Consider the following 19,217-nt stretch of genomic DNA (forward strand, 5'->3'; position numbering starts at 1 on the left):
GCGTGTTTTCATTTACATGACAAGTATTATTTCAACAGACTATACTCTATTTCCGTTTCTAACATTACTATGTTTTTTTGCGTATATAAAATATATAAAAACACCGATTATAATCCATGCCACAAAACTAATTAAAGTAAGCTTAGAAAGGTTCAAAGCTAAATATATACAACTTACTATTGAAACGATAGGTAAAAAAGGTACTAGGGGAGCACGGAATGGTCTTTTCATATTAGGATGTGTCTTTCTTAGTACAATGACAGCTATAGATACAAAAACAAATGCTGTTATCGTTCCCATATTCACTAAATTAGCCAATAAGTTCAAATCCACTAATCCCGCTAATAAAGCTGCTAGTATACCTGTAACCCATGTATTAAAAAATGGCGTTTGTAAACGTTTATGAACACTGGAAAGTCTGTTTGGTAACAACCCATCTCGACTCATCGAGTAAGATACACGAACAAATGCAAACATAGCTACTAACAGAACTGTCGTTAGCCCCGCTATTGCCCCCACCGATAACAAGCCAGCAATTCTATCTTCTCCTACAGTGCGCAACGCATATGCAACTGGATCAGCAACATTCAATTCCGTAAACGGAACCATTCCAGTCAACACGAATGAAACTCCTACATATAGAACGGTACAAATGAATAAAGAAACAAGTAGCCCAATCGGTACGTTACGCTGTGGACGCTTCACTTCCTCTGCAGCTGTTGCAACTGCATCAAATCCTAAAAAAGCAAAGAATACAGTGGCTGCTCCTCCTACCACACCGTGAAAACCAAACGGTAGAAATGGTTGCCAATTTTCTGGTTTTACATATTGTGTCCCTACAATAATAAATCCTACAATAACAGCCAGTTTAATAATAACCATTATATTATTAATTCGGGCACTTTCTTTTACACCACGACTTAATAAAAATGTTACAACTAAAATAATCAGAACTGCTGGTAAATCAATAATTCCACCCTTCCCCATGCCAGGTGCTGATGCAAAGATTGTAGGGATGTGAATATTAAACCCTAGTAGCAATGACTGAAAATAAGCTGACCATCCTGCTGCCACCGCAGAAGTTGCTAATAAGTACTCCAACATCACACACCAACCAACTATAAATGCAAAAATCTCACCTAATGTCATATATGTATACGAATATACACTTCCTGAAACTGGGACTGCAGATGCAAATTCAGCATAACAGAAAGCTACACATGCACATACAATGGCCGCTAATATAAATGATAATACAATCGCTGGACCAGCATGTTTCGCCGCTACGATACCAGTTAATACAAAAATCCCTGTACCAATAATCGCTCCAATTCCTAAAAGAGTTAAATCAATCGCTCCTAAAGTTTGATTCAATACTTTTTTCTTTTCTTCATCCATTGTTTTCTTTATTAAAAGATTCATTCATTGAAACCTCTTTTTCAAGTTTATCTCTTACTAATTACAATCTTTATTACTGTTCTGTTTAGAAAATAAAATTATACACAATTTACTCCTTTTCTCTTATAGACTTAGCAATCTTAAAAACAGAAAAATCAATCTTTTTAACTCATAGTAAATTTTAAAAATAATTATTGCGAAAATACATCTCTAAGAATGCTGATTGAATTTATCATACAATTAATTATATTGTCAACAATATAATTAATTAAACAAAGACGGTTAATTATGTATCAAATGTTATTTTTAAACATAATTATTTTCTCGAAAACATTGTTTTTTTCTGTTTTCATGTTCATATTCATTTTCCCTCACTGATTTTCATACAATTTTCATTACATAGAATTCAAATGAAATCATCATACCTTTAATCAAAATACTATCTTTAAATAATAATTCATTTGAAGTTATGCAACCTTTTTAAGCGAATAAAAAAGTGCAGATTTTCATCTGCACTTTTTTTATTCTTTCATTTCAGCTTCTGCACTACTATTTTCAAGATTCTCTTTCTGAGCTTCTTCTTCTATATCAGCTGAAATCATTCCATAATAAAGTTCTGGATACAATCCAAATATTTGATATACACTTCCTAAAAACGGCATCAGAATCCCTCTTTTCTAAAGTTGTATTGCCACTTTTAAGGATTCCCTTTTCATTCATTATACATTCGTTTTTGGCGTTTCTTCTTCATCTTGAACACTTAATAAATTTTGCCACTTTTTATAAGGAGCGCTATTTGGATCCACATACCCTTTCGCATACGAACGATCCCACAATTGTTTAATAAACATTTCTTTCTCTTTCTTCGCAACCATATCTGCACCTGTACCGTAATAGTTTTGGAAGTATAGTTCGATTTCATCAAGGAATAATCTTAATAATTCATCTGACGTTTCTTCTAACGTCGGATCATACTTCGCCTCACGGTCATACATTAAAATCATATCTAAAAGATTGTGAACATGTTCTTTTCTAAGCCATCTTACATCTTGAGCTCCTAATACGAACGGATGTGTATATAAATGTCCACCTTGAATCATTGCCTTTTCTTGCTCTTCTTCAAATCTGGACAAGATGTTTTCATAAATAAACGGATTATGAAGTAATGCTCTGTGTAATTTATAACTTTCACTTGAAATATTTTTCCCCATCGACTGAATTAAGAAGCTACGTCCAACGCCGTTATATTGATACACAAACTGCCCATCAACAGCAACTAAACTAATCCAGCGATACATATACGCATATAGAAGGGCACGATTACATTTATCGTAGTCTAACTTCGTTTGAGTCGCATTCAAGTCGGGCATAAAGGCTGGTAAGTGCCAATACTTATCTAAATGCGGCGTTAAACTAGATTTTTTACTATTTAATTTGTTTACACGGCGATAATATGATTGGAAGTAGTCACCTTTATCATTCATAAAACCGTTCGCAATGTGTCCTGATGATAATTTAGGAAAATCTTGCAATGATAAACCGTAATGTGCCCGGTAACAGATCACTTCAAATGGTGAAAAAGCTTCATGTACTGTATCTTTTTCTTTAAACATTTCTTGAATTAATTCTTCTTGCAGTTCTTTCTTTAAAGTTGGATGTATACCCCAATATTGTAATTCCCTATGGTGAGAAACTTTCGGCACGAATGGACTAGCTAAATGGAACAGATCTTCAATTTTTTCACGAACGTATTCATCACGATCACGCTTCTTATAATCCGCTTCTTTTCGCAATGCCTCTATAATATTAAGTTCTAATTTATCACGATAACGTACTTGTAATTCATCATAACAATAGCTCAATATATGTTCACGGTAAAAATCTTCTACCTTTTTCGATTGAATTTCTTCCGTTTTCGCATCCCGACAATATTCCCCATACAAACTCATATAAATTTCCGCTGATATATCTTTCGGCAATACACCTAAATTTAAATGTTGCTGCATATCTTGCCATATTTTTTCTTGCAACTTCTCTTCCGCTAATACGTATACATTCGTTGGGTTTGTTTTCCCTTCAAACTCCTTACTTCTTTTTTGAATTTCAAACAATAAATTTTCACGTGTTTCATGTAAATTATCAAAAAACCTTTCCCAATATTGAATCATTTTATTAACTGCTTGATATAACGATTGATAAACGAGTTCTAACAGCATTTCTTTTCTGTACTCATTTAATTTGTGTACATATTGCGTTACGATATCTTCAAATTCTTTTTTAAATAAACGTTGTTGATTATTCACCATTTTTCCAAACCAACCTTGTTGCTGAGCGATTTCAACGCGGCGTACAGCAGTTACCGTTCCATCTATATTACCTACATTAAATTTTTTATCATAATTTTGAATTACATTACGCTTCTGTTCATTATTTTCATGTAGTCGATTCATTTTTTCTACTAACTGCTTTCGAATTTCATATAACATAAAACGCGCTGCTACTGGATGAACAGGGTCTGTTTTCTTTAAAAACCATGTATTTAATTGATAGGACTGTCCTTCAGACCCACTTGGTGAAAAACGGTCTGATTCAATCATGTCATATAAAAGTGTCGTTACATGTTCATGTACACGGCTCGGAATCGCATACGCATATAAACGAACCGCATGATCTACTCTCGCTACTTCTCCTTTCATTTGTTCCATCATTTTTAGTTTCGCAGCTGAAATTTTACACTCGTGCTGCAAACGATTTAATTCCTCATCTTTTTGCACTGTGCGCTGTACATAGCTTTCTACAGCTTCTAAAAACAGTTTAGATTTCGCAACTCCGAGCTTACCGCCCTCTGCTCCTTCACGCGTTTCATTGTACATTTGTCTATAGAAAATATGGGCTTGTTCTGGACGGGTAGCAAGATGTTCTAAATCCTCTAAATAACTTTTGCCACGCTCTGGCTTTTCACGCTGCATACCACGTTTTACATCTTGGTCGTACCTTTGCTTCTTTTCTTGAAAGAGTTGATCCAAATGAAGCCACGATTCGTCTAAACCTTGCACAGCCCATTTTAAAGCACAATATTTTAACACATGTTCATATGGATAAATGAGCTTTGCTGTTCCTGCCCCGCAATATCGTCCTTTCCCGCTTGATTCTGCCAATTGCTGAATTTGATTATCTTCCTGTGCAAAATGACTTGTGGACATCGGACTAAATAACTGTAAATAAATCGTATTTGCCATCTGCTCCATATAATCCGATAAATTGTGTAAATGGTGTCCATGTAAGTTTTCGTAATCGTATAAGAAACAATAATTGTACGGTAAATGATGTTGTTTAATCGTATGATTCGTTCTTCCATCCTCATCTACTTGATCCGGGCGGTATTCTAATTCAATCGTTACACCACCGCGTTTTGATAATTCTCCAGTTGAACCGAGCGTAATGGCATGCAATTCTTTTAAAGACGCATAACCATTTGCTTGCACCGTTTCAAATTCTTTCGCACTAACCGTTCTCGTCTTCACTAACACATCAGGCATTAAAAATGCACCGCGTATTAAAATGTTATGATGCTGCAGTTTTTTCCGAAGCATTTCACGTAAATATAATGCAATTTGCAGAAACATCCCCGAACCTGTTCCGCCTGCTAGTGATGTTACAATAATAACTCGCACACCATATTCCGTTTGATCACTTGTAACCGGAAAAATCTTCTCAATTTCTTGCCAAAAGGACGTCAATTTATCTTCTTTCATCGCAGCACGTAACGCTAAACGTGAAATGACGCGTAACTGTCCTGCTCCTTCTGTTAATGGTTTATCAAGTATAGTTGGATCCATTGGAAACCACTCTGGAATCGTTGGATCTCCTGCAATATACTCTCTAGGCGTTTTACTTGAACTCGTTTGTGTCTTAAACTTTCGAATATGATCAAATTTACTCAATGTATTCACATCTGTATCAAATACGTGCATCGCTACCTTTTTTCGGCGCTCTTCAGGCAGTTTTTCATATATTTGATGCGTCACAGTACTACCGATTCCACCTAATCCAATTAATATCGTTGGAACTTGTAATGTCATGTGAACCACCTTCCTATTCTTTCTTGTTTAAAAAGAAAGGGAAAGAAAGCTAAGACTCCCCTCTTATCCCTACCTACTATTCACATTCATATTTGTAAATCTCCTTACCATATCCTCTATCAATTAATAAAAGTTCATTTGGATATAGTGTCTTATGCTCCATTCCTACTTCTTCCTCTGTTATAAACATCCCATCAATAATCATTCCTACTACTTGTGACTCTTTCGCTACAAAGACAGATTTCGAACCTTTCTTGGCTATAAACGTAACGGATTGCACAGTTTTTCTTTCTGCTCGAAATGGGATACCAAAATAATGTTTCCACCATTTATTTCGAAGTAATTCTGGTTCAGATTGATATAACCAATCTTTCGCTACTTCTTGATCCCATTCGTAATACAATAGCGCTTTCCGGTGAAATCTTGGACGAACAATCCATCCTAAAACGGTTATGCCTACTACTAGCAGCAATAAAGTGATAGGAATGACAAACTTAAAAATAAGCGCATACTTTTCATAAAACGGCGCACTTTGAATATGGAGTGATATTTGCTTCTTTACTTCTTGTAATTTCGCATCTTGTATAACGATGGTAGCTTCTACGGTGCCAGTATCTGTGAAATTGAATGTGTCGGAGTAATAAGGACGAGGATAAACGTAAATTTGATTACCACGTTGTTTTATTTCATAGTTGATTGATTGTTTAGATGTGACACCAGTAGATTTTAATAGTTTCTTTACAGCCCCTTCTGTCATCGGCTTACCATCTAACTTTGGTTGTAAAATAAACGGTTTACTATTCTCTAAATTTGTTACTTTTTCTTCATAATCTTTCGTAACAGTTTGAAGTGATAATTTTGGCTTTTCTGTTGTTTCAATTTTGAATTCTTTCGTCTGTCTGTAAAATCCCTTTATATTCATATGAACTTTTCCACGTACTAACCCTTTACCAATCTTCGTTTCGTAATAAAACACATGCCTCTTATCGTTCCACTTCATCGGATATTGTTTTCCGTCTATTTCTACTTCTGCTTGAAAGTAAGAAGACTGAATTGGTAACTCAGTAGGCTTTGCTTCAATAACAGCAGTAACACCTTCGTACATTTGTTCAACATTTTTTTGACTATTATCATCTTTGTCATAAGTAGAAACCGTATAGTTAAGCGCTGGTTCAACAAGTACTTGCAATCCTTCTTTCTCAATATCCCGATCCACTTCTATCGTATATGTTCCTGGTTTAATGACTTCCTGATTTTCCGTGCTTATATGAACTATATTTCCGAATAATTTCGCTTCTCCGGGTGCATGTATGGAAAAAGAAGACTGTAACTGTAATGGTTTCGAAATTTGTGTGACCTGATAATTAGACAGCGAAGGCGATTGTCGTACAAGCGTCATACGCTTTAATGGGAACGGCGTTGTAATCTCTACTTTCTTTCCTACTACTTTCGTTTTTACAATCGATTCAACGGAGGAGAATGGATCACGATTCGCAACTAATGCTGCCACTTGATTTACACTTTTTACAATGCCATCCTCTCCGCTTGACGGCATCGTAACTCCGTTTATCTCTTTCTTCCATATTTCTTTAAACGTATTTAATTGTTCTTTTTCTTGCTGCCCTAAATCCTCTTCCATCGTAATTAAGATAGGATGTAAAGATATCTTTTTTACATCCATTTCTTTCTTAAAGTCTGTTAGTTTCTTTGTAATTTGTTCTTTTCCGCCAACTTTATCTTTTTCTAGATCATTAAATGCCCCGTCAGTTAATACAATAAGCCAAAATTCACGTTTTCCATCTATATCTGCTTCCTTTTTTATAGATTGCATCGCCGTCTCTACTGCGCTAAAAGGAGTATTTAAATACGTTTTCCACGCTCCAATTCCTTCAATTTCTGTTTGCCTTTTATCCTTCGTTAACGAAATGTTTAACGGATTATTCGGCTTGCTCATTGGAACATAAGAAAATGTATCTTTTTCATCTAATAGCGCAACTAAACTTTGCAAAGCGTAATTGGCATATTTCCAGCGATCGTTATTTCTCATGCTGCCCGAATCATCATATACAAGTGAAACGACCCTTTCCTTTGCCTCCTCTCCTTTTGCAAAAGTCCAATAAGGATGTAACCATATAAATAGAAACAACATGAATGTGGCACAAATTCGAATTTTCATGATGAGGCTTCGCCACCTTTGTAGACAAATTCCTATGTTTAAATTTATGAGAGGAAACAAGATATATGACTTGTATTTTAGGACAACTAACCCACCATAACTTTATTATGTAAACATATATACACACTTGGTAATATTCTTTATAGCATTTTCTATCCAATTATATAGGCAAAAAAGCCTGTCTAAGCTCCATACTTAAAACAGACTTTTCCTACTTTTCATATTAAAAACACACAACAAAAAGTTTGATTTTTTAATTAGCACATTACTTCAATTGTAAATCCACCAGGCGCTTCAACATAAAACGTATACGCATGTGCATGTTTAGGAGGTTCAACCAAAAATCCATCTTCCTTCAATCTTTGATTCATTTTATTTATTAGTTCCTCATTTTCTTGCGGAAATCCTACATGAAATGTTTTAGGATACTGAACTTCTTTCCCTTTCATTAAATTTAGTATAAACCCATCCTTATCACGCATAACTGCAAAGCCATTTCCCCTCGTTCCACTTCAAATTAATCCAAAATATTTTTCTAAAAATTCTCTAGTAGCTACTACATCTGTAACCGTTAAATTAAGATGCCTAATTTTCTAATACTTTATCATATAAAGTAAAACTTTGATCAGTGGGGCGTTTACGGACAGTCTGGCTCCCCCTAACTTTTTTGCTCCAGCCAAATTTTTTGGTAGGAGTTTTACTGCCCAAAAATAGCGGGATAAATAAAAAACACGCCTTTCACAGCGTGTTTCATTGCTTCACATATACTTCAACAATTGGATTATCTTTGTTATCTGCATGTAAGCGTATATTCGCTTCACTCGTATTATAAATGCTGGCTAATAGCATAATCGTTAACAAATTAGGAGTCTTAGCATCACTTCCGTATTTTCTTTCAAGCGCTTCTTTATATTCAAACTCTAAATCCCCCTGTATATATGTATACACTTCAAATCCATCTTCTAAATTGCAAACTACTGTATCAATAATATCCGCTCCTACTTTTTTCTTCATTTCATCTCGCAATGCTTCTATAAATTCTTTCCACGGTACTTCGTATGTTTGAAACTGATCTGTAGATTTCATTGCCTTTCCCTCCTTACTATATCCTTTCTTTATATTTCCCCTTTCATATAACAATTATGATAGGTAGGTCATTCGTACAAGCCGCACTTGTCCCCCTTACATATCGTATTACTGTAAGGGGGAAGGAGGACAGAACATGCATAGACAAAGATGTTATGATACGTGCCGACGTTATTTCGGTAAAGTTGTTCGAATTGAAGATCGTGATGGTCGCATTCATTTAGGCAAAATAATCGATGTGACAAATGAATCTGTATGGATCGAACCAATGCAACAGCGCTCATCTTTTGATACAGGATTCGGATACTATGACGCATATACAAACGGTGGTTGTGATCTTTGCGGCGGCATTAGCAGATGTGATAGTTGCGGATTCGGTTGCGGTGGTGGATTCAGTAGCTGTGGATGTGGCGGTCGTGGTTGCGGTAATTGTGGTGGCGGCGGCTGGGGTGGCGGTTGTGGCTGGGGCGTTGAACTTGGATTTGGTTTCATCTTCGGAATTACTTTAGCTGCATTATTTTTCATTTAACATAGTAAAGAGTTGACTACCTTTAGCCAACTCTTTTTCTCTACTTTTCACATATAAATATACGGTGTCCTAAAACATGTTGGTACATACGTCGTACGTTTTCATGTTGTACCCATGCCTCATATAACTCATTCGGAATATATGTTGATACATTCCATTCCGGCTCTTCTATATAGCTAGATATCGTTTCTGCAATTGTACCACCGCCAGCAATTGTAATTCTTTTGAAATTTGCTTTCTGAAATAGTTGTACCCACTCATTCTCAGTTAATAATTCTTTCATGCCATATAATTGGGCAATTTTTTCTTCCTCACTCTTCTCAATATGTGTATTAATAATCATTTCAATGACAACAAGCTTACCATCCTTCTGTAATACACGATAGCACTCTGATATAACCCTTTCTTTATCTGTAAAAGCGAGTATCGATTCCCCAAGCACAAACTCAAATGAATCATTTAAACAAGGTAATCGCTCTGCATCACCTTGAATCAATTGTACATTCAATCTTTCAAACAACCATCTATCTTTCGCTTTTTGAATCATAATTTCATTCTTTTCAATCGCTGTTACTTTATAACCGAATTCTTTTGTCATGTAAGCCGCTGTTTTCCCCGTACCACAACCTATCTCAAGGACATCCGCTCCTTGTCTAAGAGGCAGTTGTGCTAGCAATTGTTTTGTTAACGTAAAACCACCAGGATGAGCACTTCCTATTCCGTAATAAGCTAAGAAATCGATGTAAGTATTTCGTTCCATGGGATTCTCCCTTTTTTATTTTATATATTCAAGGAAGAATGAAAAGTGCATAAAAAAAGGGCGCATCACGCGCCCCCTCAGCTTATTTTTCCTCACCGATATATGCCCATTTGTAGCTGTAATCTCCACCAACTGGGTGGTGAACAATTCCTTTTACTTTCGCTCTTTGAACAATTGCATCACCACGTTGATATAATGGTGCAATTGCTGCATCTTCAAGTAACATTTTCTCAGCTTTCAGTAAGCTATCCCAACGCTCTTTCGTTTTCGTTAATAGCTCACCTTTACCTTTTTCTACAATTTCATCATATTTCTTATTTGAGTAACCAGTTTGGTTATGAGGTCCATCTGTAACGAACATATCAATGAATGTCATTGGATCTAAGTAGTCAGGTCCCCAACCAGCGTAAGATAAATCATAATCTAGATCTGATTCTAATTTTAATTTTTGTTTAAACGGCTGGTTTTTCAAGTTCACTGTTAAGCCTGGTAAGTTTTTCTCAAGCTCTCCTTTTAAGAACTCCCCTACTTTTTTCGCATTATCGCTATCATAGTTTAGCAGCTCAATTGTTACTTGATCTTTTCCAAGCTCTTTTTTCGCTTTGTCCCAATGCTCTTTTGCCTTTTTCACATCCGTTTTTAAAATATCTCCATTTTCTTTACGGAAGTCTTTTCCATCCGGACTCTTAGCAAATTCTTTTGGTACTAAGTAATCTGCAGGTGTAGATCCGTCATTTAAAATAACATTCGTTAAACCTTTTTTATCATACGCCTTTGCAATTGCTAAACGTAAATCTTTGTTCTTTAACACCGTATCTTGACCACCACGTTTTTGATTTAAACGTAAGAAGAACGTTGATGGTGTTTTTTGTGTATAGAAATCTGGATTCGATTTATATTTGTCAACAAATTCAGATACTAATCCTGAACGGTCAATCTGTCCACTTTCATATAAGTTGACACGTGTACCGCTATCTTTTACTACGTTAAAGTTGATTTCTTCTAACTTAACTGTTTTATTATCCCAGTACTGTGCGTTTTTCTTTAATTTCCAACCTTCTTCATGTTTCCAGTCTGTTAATGTAAATGGTCCGTTGTATAATGTTGTATCTGCTTCTAAACCGAATTTTGCACCTTTTTCATTTACGAATTTTTCATTTTGTGGATAGAATGTTCCGAATGAAGTTAATTCAACAAAGTAAGGAACTGCATTTTCTAATTCTACTTCTAACGTATAGTCATCTACAGCTTTTACACCTAACGTATCAAGCGCTGCTTTTCCTTCATTAATTGCTTTTGCATTTTTTACATCGAACATAATGTATGCATATTCCGCTGCTGTATTTTTATCTACAGCACGTTTCCAAGAAAATACGAAATCTTTCGCTGTTACAGGCTCTCCATTTGACCATTTTGCATTTTTATTTAATGTAAATGTATACTTCTTACCATCATCACTCTTTTTATATGATTCAGCAACCCCTGGTGTTGCTTTATTATCTTTATCCAGTCGATATAAACCTTCCATTACGTTGTTTAAAGCAAGAAACGATACTTGGTCTGTCGCTTTAACAGAATCCATAGATGGAATCTCTTGGCTCTCTGTTAAATTCAACACTTGCTTCGCTGCTAATTTTCCGCCTTCTTTTTCACCGCTTTTTGGTGTTGTGCTTGCCTTATCTTTTTCCCCTGATCCAGAGCAAGCTGTTAATGCCATACTCATTACTAAAACTGGTGCTACGACCGCTGTCAATTTTTTCATCTTTTTTCTCTTCATTTTCTTGTACCCTCCCCAATTATATGTACGATATTAACATTTAGAAATTCTCTATTAACTTTCGTTATCAGAAAATTCTTATTAATTAATATTCTACTATTTTTCTGAGTTTTGTAAAGTATTTTTGTAAATTTTCTAAATATTTATTTTTTTGTGATAGTAACTTGTTGTTTTAACTACTTTATGAATTATCCCCCGTCTACTATATGTAAACATCCCTCCCCTTATTCCACTCTATTACTACGTTCTATATTTTTCTTATTAGCATGAGATCTCTTACTATCATTCATCTGTCTTACTACTTACTGAACTCTCTCTAATGTCCTCCGATAGAATCTTCCTAATTCCCTACCCGTTTCTCAATAGGCTAACGAGATATATTTCCCTTATACATACTAAAAAGCATTTCAAAAGCAGCTCAGCCACTTTTGAAATGCTTTCACTTTATTTTTTTCCGCCATCCTCAGTTACATACGCCCACTTAAAGCTATATTCTGGACTGATGTTATGTTTCACGATTCCTTTTACATTCGGTTTCATTACGTACGATCTTCCTGTTTGATATAAAGGAACTAATCCTGCATCTTCTTCAAGGAATAATTTTTCAGCTTTCCCTAACGTTTCCCAGCGTTTTTTCGCATCACTCATTAATTCATTACCTGCTTTTCCTACCATTTCATCGTATTTTGGATTTGAATAACTCATTTGGTTATACGGGCTCTTCGATTCAAACATATCAATAAATGTCATTGGATCCGCATAATCTGGACTCCAACCTGCATAAGAGATTTCATAATCTTGTGCAGTCTCTAATTTTAATTTTTGTTTGAACGGCTGAATTTTCGTATTAATCGTTACACCTTTTAAATTTTTCTCAATTTGATCTTTAACATAATCAGCAATCTTTTTCGCAGTTCCATCATCATAGCTTAGTAATTCAATTGTAACTTGATCTTTTCCAAGTTCTTTTTTCGCTTCTTCCCAAGCTGCTGCACCTTTTTTCGGATCATATTTCAGACCATTTTTAAATGTATCTTGATAATCTTTTCCATCAGGTCCTGTCGCAAGCCCTTTCGGAACCAATTGATCCGTTGCTTTTGATCCATTATTTAAAATTACATTCGCCAATCCTTTTTTATCGACTGATAATGCAATTGCTTCACGAAGCTTTTTGCTCTTTAATGGCGTATCTTGTCCGTTACGTTTTTGATTTAAACGTAAGAAGAATGTACTTGATTCTGCATACTCACCGTACTCATCTTTATTCGATTTATATTTATCTACAAATTCTCCTGATAGTAATGTAAAGTCAATTGATCCTGTATCATATAAATTTACTTTTGTAGCTACTTCTTTTACAACACTATAATTAATTTCTTCTAATTTCACAGTCTTTTTATCCCAGTACTTATCATTTTTCTTCAGCTGCCAACCTTGTTCATGTTTCCATGAAGACATAACAAATGGCCCATTATACACAGTTGTATCTGCTTCTAAACCGTACTTATCGCCTTTTTCTTTTACGAATTTTTCATTTAATGGATAATATGATGGGAATGCTAATAAATTTAAGAAATACGGTACCGGTTTTTCTAATTCTACTTCTAGCGTGTAATCATCTACCGCCTTCGCTCCTAATTCAGTTACAGGTTTTTCTCCTTTATTAATCGCTTCTGCATTTTTAATATAGTAAGCAATAAACGCATATTCTGCCGCAGTATTTTTATCAAGTAAGCGCTGCCATGCGAAAACAAAATCTTTCGCTGTTACAGGATCACCATTCGACCATTTTGCATCTTTTCGCAGTTTAAAAGTATACTTTTTACCATCTTCACTTTTCGTACTAGATTCTGCCGCAGCAGGAATTGGCTTATTATCTTTATCAAGACGATATAGGCCTTCCATCGTATTTCCTAAAATTTGTGCCCCTAACGTATCAGTAGATTTAGAAGTATCCATCGTTGGAATTTCTTGATTTTCCGTACGATTTAATACTTGCTTCGCTGCATATTTAATATCAGATGTTTTTTCTTCCCCACTATTAGATGTAGTAGTCGTTTTCTTTTCTCCACCTGAACTAGAGCACGCTGTCAATGCAACACTCATCGCTAAAACTGGTACTACAACTGCTGTTAATTTTTTCATTTTTTTTCTCTTCATTTTTTAACCCTCCCTAATTATATGTACATTACCAACCTTGAGAGACTCCTTGTTAAATATTTTTCAGAAAATTACAACTAATGTTATTCTACTCTTTTTTTCACATTTGTAAATAGTTTTATTTTAAATATTCTGATTTTAAACTTCGTAATTTAGTATGATTTATCCCCCATCTACCATATGTACATACTTTACTCCTTATTCTTCTCTATTTTGCTATACTACAAATTTACATTTTAATTTCCAATATACAAAAAAGCATTTCAAGGTAGCTAAGCTACTTTGAAATGCTTTTTCAACTCTTTTATTTTTCAGCAACATATGCCCATTTAAAGCTATATTCCGGACTGATATTATGTTTTACAATACCTTTAATATTTTGTTTTAGAACATATGCATCACCACGTTGGTATAAAGGTACAAGTGCTACATCTTGCTCAAGAAGTAATTTCTCAGCTTTCCCTAACTCTTCCCAACGTTTCTTCGCGTCACCCATTAATTCAGTGCCAGCTTTTTTGATCATATCATCATACTTCGGATCAGCGAAGCTCATTTGGTTATGAGAATGTTTAGACTGGAACATATCTAAGAATGTCATTGGGTCAGCATAGTCAGGTCCCCAACCAGCATATGATATATCATAATCTTGCTCTGTTTCTAGTTTTAGTTTTTGTTTGAATGGCTGAAGTTTAATATTAACTGTTACACCTTTTAAATTTTTCTCAATTTGGTCTTTTACATATTCCCCTACTTTTTTCGCATTACCAGTATCATAGTTTAATAGCTCAATTGTAACTTGGTCTTTACCAAGTTCTTTTTTCGCTTCTTCCCATGCAGCAGCAGCTTTTTTCGCATCTGGTTTGATACCATTTTTAAATGTTTCTTGGAAGTCTTTGCCGTCTGGTCCAGTCGCTAATCCTTTGGGTACTAAGAAGTCAGCTGGTTTAGATCCGTCATTTAAAATAACGTTTGCTAGGTTTTTCTTATCGATAGAAAGCGCGATTGCTTCACGTAATTTCTGACTCTTTAATGGTGTATCTTGTCCACCACGTTTTTGGTTCATACGTAAGAAGTAGGTACTTACTTGTGAGTATGTGCCAAACTCCTCTTTGTTATTTCTATATTTATCAACGAATTCACCTGATAGAAGTGCGAAATCAATTGCACCTGTATCAAATAAGTTGACCTTTGTATTTATTTCTTTTACTACACTATAGTTGATTTCATCTAATTTTACAGTCTTTTTATCCCAATATTGATCATTTTTCTTTAGTTTCCAGCCTTGCTCGTGCTTCCAATCAGTAAGAACAAATGGTCCGTTATATACTGTTGTATCAGACTCTAAACCGAATTTATCCCCTTTTTCTTTTACAAACTTCTCATTTAATGGGTAGTACGATGGGAACGCAACTAAGTTTAAGAAGTATGGTACCGCTTGTTCTAATTCAACTTCTAATGTATAGTCATCTACCGCCTTAACTCCTAGTTCAGTTACTGGTTTTTCACCTTTATTAATTGCCTCTGCATTTTTAATCGGGAATGCGATAAACGCATATTCTGCAGTTGTTTTTGGATCTAATAATCGTTGCCAAGCGTACGCAAAGTCTTTTGCAGTTACAGGATCACCATTTGACCATTTTGCATCTTTACGTAGTTTAAATGTATATTTTTTACCATCTTCACTTTTTGTGCTAGATTCTGCTGCAGCTGGGATTGGTTTATTATCTTTATCTAATCGATATAACCCTTCCATTGTGTTCCCTAAAATTTGAGAACCTAATGTATCTGTATTTTTTGAAGTATCCATTGTTGGGATCTCATTTGTTTCTGTACGATTTAGCACTTGTTTCGCTGCTAGTTTTCCTTCAGATTTACTATCTCCACTAGAGCTAGAGTTTGTGCTTGTCTTCTTATCTCCACCTGATGTAGAACATGCTGTTAACGCCATGCTCATTGCTAAAACTGGTGCTACAACTGCTGTTAGTTTTTTCATTTGTTTCTTTTTCATTTTGTACCCTCCCTAATTCTTAACGATAGCTATTAAAGAATTTTCTGATAATTCTGTTTTTCTTTATATATTTATCAGACGATTCTTACTACTTCTTATTCTACTAATTTTTTAATTTTTGTAAAGTATTATTATTGAAAATTTTTAAAAAATTATTTTTTTACAGTAATATTCATAAAAATGCCATACGTTGTTCAAACCTTATCTCTCCTTTATACACATTCGTTGATTTAATCACTTTCATCTCATTTACCGCTTGAATACTTGTTAATTATTTCTAATAAATAATGCATATATCTAAAAACATCTTTTCTACAAAAATAAAAAAGTCAGCTAAACTGACTTTTTTTACCCGGCAATTTTTTCTCTTTTCATTTCCTCTACCACTCTCTTATACTTCTCATCATCAAACTCATTTTCACTTTTTGCAACAACTACAGTCGCAATACCGTTACCAATTAAATTAACGATAGCACGTGCTTCTGACATGAAACGATCTCCCCCAAGTAGTAGCGCTAACCCTTCTAATGAGATAACATTCATTGCAGATAGAGTAGATGCTAATAAAAAAGCAGACATTTCGTCTGCTTTAATTCTCCTCAATCTGCTTCGCACTTAATCCTAGATGTGTTCTAAGAGTATCACTCAAACTTTGTAGGTCTTTTTTATTAGGATTATAGTAATAGACACGTTGTCCATTTGGGCCATTAGGTAAATAAAGATCATCACCAGCTAATTGAGTCTTTTCAACTGAACCATTTAAACCATATTTATAAAAAGATAAAATATCATCCATGGCTAAATTTGTTTTAAAATCACCATCAACCGCCTCAACCATTTTCTCTAGTTTTGTAATCGAACCTGTGCTTTTTAATTTATTTAACATCGCTTCAATAACAAGTTGTTGACGTTGCCCTCTCATTGCATCACTGTCAATATGACGCGTTCTTGCCAGCGCAAGTGCTTCTTCTCCTGTTAATTTTTGTAGTCCTTTTTTCAAATGAATCGCATCAGGTTCATCTTTACTATTTTGTTCTGTAAATTCAACTGGGACATCTATTTCAATACCATCTAATCCATCAACAATTTTAATAAATGAGCTAAAATTAAACTTCACAAAATAATCAACGGGGACTTGTAACAATTTTTCTACTGCTTCAACAGATGCTTGTGGCCCTCCATCTTTACCATTTTTAACAAGCCCTCTTCCATATGCATGCGTTATTTTATCCTTTTTCTTTTCAATTGGGACATATGTATACGTATCACGTGGTATACTTGTTAATTTCACTGTCTTATCATCTTTATTAAAAGTTGCCAGCAATAACGCATCTGTATGAAATGCACCACTATACTCCTTTTGACGTTCTTGATTTTCATCAATGCCCATAATTAAAAGTGAAACATTGTTTGCAATTGGTTTTACTGCTTTCTCACGTAAATTTGATTTTTCACCACGCGCTAAATTCAAATTAGATTTTTGTACAAGATTAGAAGTTTTCATATATACATAGGTGCCATATCCAACCCCGCCAAATAGTAATACTCCTAGTAGTAAACTTATTATCGTTGTCTTTTTATATTTCCGCTTATTTTTCTCTTCTCTTGAAGACGAATGATTCCCCATTTATTCTCCTCCTGTTTCTATTCATCCAATATATTTTTCATTTTTTCATATTTCGTGCTATCCTTTTGAAACATACTTTCTTTCAGCCCTTTATCTATTTGTATCCATTCGGTAGTAACTGAATATTGAATCATACCTTCATGAAAACTAAGAAACTTTAACATAACCCCTGTGTTTTTCTCCACAACCATTTCAAATTTCCCTCTTACATCTTCAGAGGCGCTAATAGGCATCTCTATATTAATTACCCCTTCAATTTTGTAACAATCGAGTCCTAGATATTTCGTTTCTTTATAATTCCAATCTTTATATCGAATTAACAAATCTGCGAATTCTGATTGAATACTATGCTTAGCCAATCCCACATATTCGCCATCATACCGTTTCCTCTCACCTGATTTTCTCAACAATCTTTCCGTAGGATTTAGTTTTAATAGTTCATTATTTCTTTCCTCTGGGCTCCATTTTGACTCTTTATATGTATAGTTCTCATCATCAAACTCTTTTTTTCTACCCTCGTTATATATAATCGTTCTTTTTTTCAATCGTTTATCTTCTTGAGATGCAATGCCTCTTTGTTTCTCCGTATCAATCGCATACTTGTATGTTGTAGCCATTCTTGTAGAGCTAGAATATTCCTCAAATTGTCCTGAAATATTTTTAAAATGATCAATTGAATCCAACATCTTTATATGAATTTTTTCCTTATCTGGATAATTTACATTCAATTTTATTTCTTCTTCATTTTCATAATCAGAAAACGCCTTTTTCTTCACATATTCAAATACTCCACCATTTTGTGCAAAGCTTTGTATAGAAAATTCAGACATATAAACAATAGAAAGCGCTAGAACCACGGCACTAATTACCATCATATGAACTCTGTAACTCTTCTTTTTTACTGGAAGATTATGCAGTGTATCATTAATCTTTCCATTTAACTTTGACGGTAAAATAACATTTTCATCTTTTATTCTCTTTTTTAATTTCTCATCAAATGATTTTTCACTATCCATTCTATACACCCCCTATTCCATCTTTAATCGCTCTTCTAATAGTTCCCTTGCACGTGACAACCTTGACTTAACCGTCCCTTTTGGAATTTCTAAAAGGGACGCAATACTCTCTTGATTCATATCTTCATAATAATAAAGTACAGTTACAGCTCTTAATTCTTCCGTTAAAGACTGAATGGCATTACAAAGATCAATATCTTTATATCGGTCGAACGCTACCATACTACTATCATGATCCTCGATTATAATTAGTTTTTTATATGACTTAATTATATTGTTACACTCATTTATTAAAATTCGAATTAACCAAGTTTGAAAAAACGCTTCTTTTTTTAGTTTTTTTATATTTTCATAAGCTTTTAAAATTGTTGTCTGTATCGCATCCTCTATGTTTGTCTCATCATGTAACATCGCCTTTGCAATGCGATACATCTTCACTTTCTCCGTATGTATAAGCGCCATAAAGGCTTCATGATCACCTTTTTTCGCTAAGGAAACATCCGTTTCTTCTTTTACAATCATTTTATATAAAGGGATTACTTTCACAATTGCTCCTCCTGTTTCATCCTCACTTCAAATTTAACTTTACACGTATTAG

The 19,217-nt window shown here is 34.5% G+C and carries 13 protein-coding genes and 2 pseudogenes; 1 reads left to right on the plus strand and 14 read right to left on the minus strand.

From position 1 onward, the window contains the following. Window positions 1-39: 39 nt before the first annotated feature. The 6 genes and pseudogenes from G9F74_RS07435 to G9F74_RS07460 form a co-directional block, all read right to left on the minus strand. A complete protein-coding gene (locus G9F74_RS07435) occupies window positions 40-1,422 on the minus strand; it encodes an APC family permease (protein WP_016108894.1) in 1,383 nt (460 codons plus the stop codon). Window positions 1,423-1,919: 497 nt separating this feature from the next. Continuing rightward, complete coding sequence (locus G9F74_RS07440; RefSeq protein ID WP_016108895.1) at window positions 1,920-2,060, minus strand: hypothetical protein; 141 nt, start codon at window positions 2,058-2,060, stop codon at window positions 1,920-1,922. Between the two features lie 57 nt (window positions 2,061-2,117). Then, window positions 2,118-5,480: a tubulin-like doman-containing protein gene (locus G9F74_RS07445; RefSeq protein ID WP_000175115.1), complete on the minus strand. Its 3,363-nt coding sequence runs from the start codon at window positions 5,478-5,480 to the stop codon at window positions 2,118-2,120. Between the two features lie 76 nt (window positions 5,481-5,556). Further along, window positions 5,557-7,656 (minus strand): vWA domain-containing protein, encoded by a 2,100-nt coding sequence (locus tag G9F74_RS07450; RefSeq protein ID WP_016108896.1) that lies wholly within the window; start codon window positions 7,654-7,656, stop codon window positions 5,557-5,559. A 257-nt stretch (window positions 7,657-7,913) separates the two neighbouring features. Continuing rightward, window positions 7,914-8,246: pseudogene (locus G9F74_RS07455) on the minus strand (VOC family protein). Between the two features lie 160 nt (window positions 8,247-8,406). Continuing rightward, window positions 8,407-8,742: a hypothetical protein gene (locus G9F74_RS07460; protein WP_000842915.1), complete on the minus strand. Its 336-nt coding sequence runs from the start codon at window positions 8,740-8,742 to the stop codon at window positions 8,407-8,409. A gap of 136 nt (window positions 8,743-8,878) precedes the next feature. On the opposite strand from G9F74_RS07460, the gene G9F74_RS07465 reads away from it, so the two are divergent. Next, entirely contained in the window at window positions 8,879-9,271 is a 393-nt protein-coding gene (locus G9F74_RS07465) for a hypothetical protein (protein ID WP_000555013.1), read from the plus strand. A gap of 40 nt (window positions 9,272-9,311) precedes the next feature. Here G9F74_RS07465 and G9F74_RS07470 read toward each other — a convergent pair whose 3' ends face one another. The 8 genes and pseudogenes from G9F74_RS07470 to G9F74_RS07505 all read right to left on the minus strand — a co-directional run bounded on the left by G9F74_RS07470 (window position 9,312) and on the right by G9F74_RS07505 (window position 19,165). Continuing rightward, window positions 9,312-10,031: a class I SAM-dependent methyltransferase gene (locus G9F74_RS07470; protein ID WP_000440863.1), complete on the minus strand. Its 720-nt coding sequence runs from the start codon at window positions 10,029-10,031 to the stop codon at window positions 9,312-9,314. An 82-nt stretch (window positions 10,032-10,113) separates the two neighbouring features. Further along, window positions 10,114-11,808, minus strand: coding sequence for a peptide ABC transporter substrate-binding protein (locus tag G9F74_RS07475; RefSeq protein ID WP_000823458.1), 1,695 nt, complete (start codon window positions 11,806-11,808; stop codon window positions 10,114-10,116). Window positions 11,809-12,252: 444 nt separating this feature from the next. Next, window positions 12,253-13,968: a peptide ABC transporter substrate-binding protein gene (locus G9F74_RS07480; protein ID WP_000823480.1), complete on the minus strand. Its 1,716-nt coding sequence runs from the start codon at window positions 13,966-13,968 to the stop codon at window positions 12,253-12,255. 304 nt (window positions 13,969-14,272) lie between these two features. Then, on the minus strand, window positions 14,273-15,976 hold the full coding sequence (locus G9F74_RS07485; RefSeq protein ID WP_000730158.1) for a peptide ABC transporter substrate-binding protein: 1,704 nt from the start codon (window positions 15,974-15,976) through the stop codon (window positions 14,273-14,275). A gap of 348 nt (window positions 15,977-16,324) precedes the next feature. Next, window positions 16,325-16,543 (minus strand): annotated as a pseudogene (locus G9F74_RS07490) (C4-dicarboxylate ABC transporter); the annotation flags it as partial. 22 nt (window positions 16,544-16,565) lie between these two features. Then, complete coding sequence (locus G9F74_RS07495) at window positions 16,566-17,603, minus strand: LCP family protein (protein ID WP_016108897.1); 1,038 nt, start codon at window positions 17,601-17,603, stop codon at window positions 16,566-16,568. A 17-nt stretch (window positions 17,604-17,620) separates the two neighbouring features. Continuing rightward, complete coding sequence (locus G9F74_RS07500; RefSeq protein ID WP_016108898.1) at window positions 17,621-18,619, minus strand: ECF-type sigma factor negative effector; 999 nt, start codon at window positions 18,617-18,619, stop codon at window positions 17,621-17,623. Between the two features lie 12 nt (window positions 18,620-18,631). Then, window positions 18,632-19,165 (minus strand): RNA polymerase sigma factor, encoded by a 534-nt coding sequence (locus G9F74_RS07505; RefSeq protein WP_000864737.1) that lies wholly within the window; start codon window positions 19,163-19,165, stop codon window positions 18,632-18,634. Window positions 19,166-19,217: the final 52 nt, after the last annotated feature.

Source organism: Bacillus sp. EKM202B (assembly GCF_011066025.1).
GTDB lineage: Bacteria > Bacillota > Bacilli > Bacillales > Bacillaceae_G > Bacillus_A > Bacillus_A toyonensis.

Bases quoted from the DNA above. Each gene is read 5' to 3' on its own strand.
- G9F74_RS07435 (WP_016108894.1), bottom strand. From the start codon at position 1,422: ATGAATCTTTTAATAAAGAAAACAATGGATGAAGAAAAGAAAAAAGTA.
- G9F74_RS07440 (WP_016108895.1), bottom strand. From the start codon at position 2,060: ATGCCGTTTTTAGGAAGTGTATATCAAATATTTGGATTGTATCCAGAA.
- G9F74_RS07445 (WP_000175115.1), bottom strand. From the start codon at position 5,480: ATGACATTACAAGTTCCAACGATATTAATTGGATTAGGTGGAATCGGT.
- G9F74_RS07450 (WP_016108896.1), bottom strand. From the start codon at position 7,656: ATGAAAATTCGAATTTGTGCCACATTCATGTTGTTTCTATTTATATGG.
- G9F74_RS07460 (WP_000842915.1), bottom strand. From the start codon at position 8,742: ATGAAATCTACAGATCAGTTTCAAACATACGAAGTACCGTGGAAAGAA.
- G9F74_RS07465 (WP_000555013.1), top strand. From the start codon at position 8,879: ATGCATAGACAAAGATGTTATGATACGTGCCGACGTTATTTCGGTAAA.
- G9F74_RS07470 (WP_000440863.1), bottom strand. From the start codon at position 10,031: ATGGAACGAAATACTTACATCGATTTCTTAGCTTATTACGGAATAGGA.
- G9F74_RS07475 (WP_000823458.1), bottom strand. From the start codon at position 11,808: ATGAAGAGAAAAAAGATGAAAAAATTGACAGCGGTCGTAGCACCAGTT.
- G9F74_RS07480 (WP_000823480.1), bottom strand. From the start codon at position 13,968: ATGAAGAGAAAAAAAATGAAAAAATTAACAGCAGTTGTAGTACCAGTT.
- G9F74_RS07485 (WP_000730158.1), bottom strand. From the start codon at position 15,976: ATGAAAAAGAAACAAATGAAAAAACTAACAGCAGTTGTAGCACCAGTT.
- G9F74_RS07495 (WP_016108897.1), bottom strand. From the start codon at position 17,603: ATGGGGAATCATTCGTCTTCAAGAGAAGAGAAAAATAAGCGGAAATAT.
- G9F74_RS07500 (WP_016108898.1), bottom strand. From the start codon at position 18,619: ATGGATAGTGAAAAATCATTTGATGAGAAATTAAAAAAGAGAATAAAA.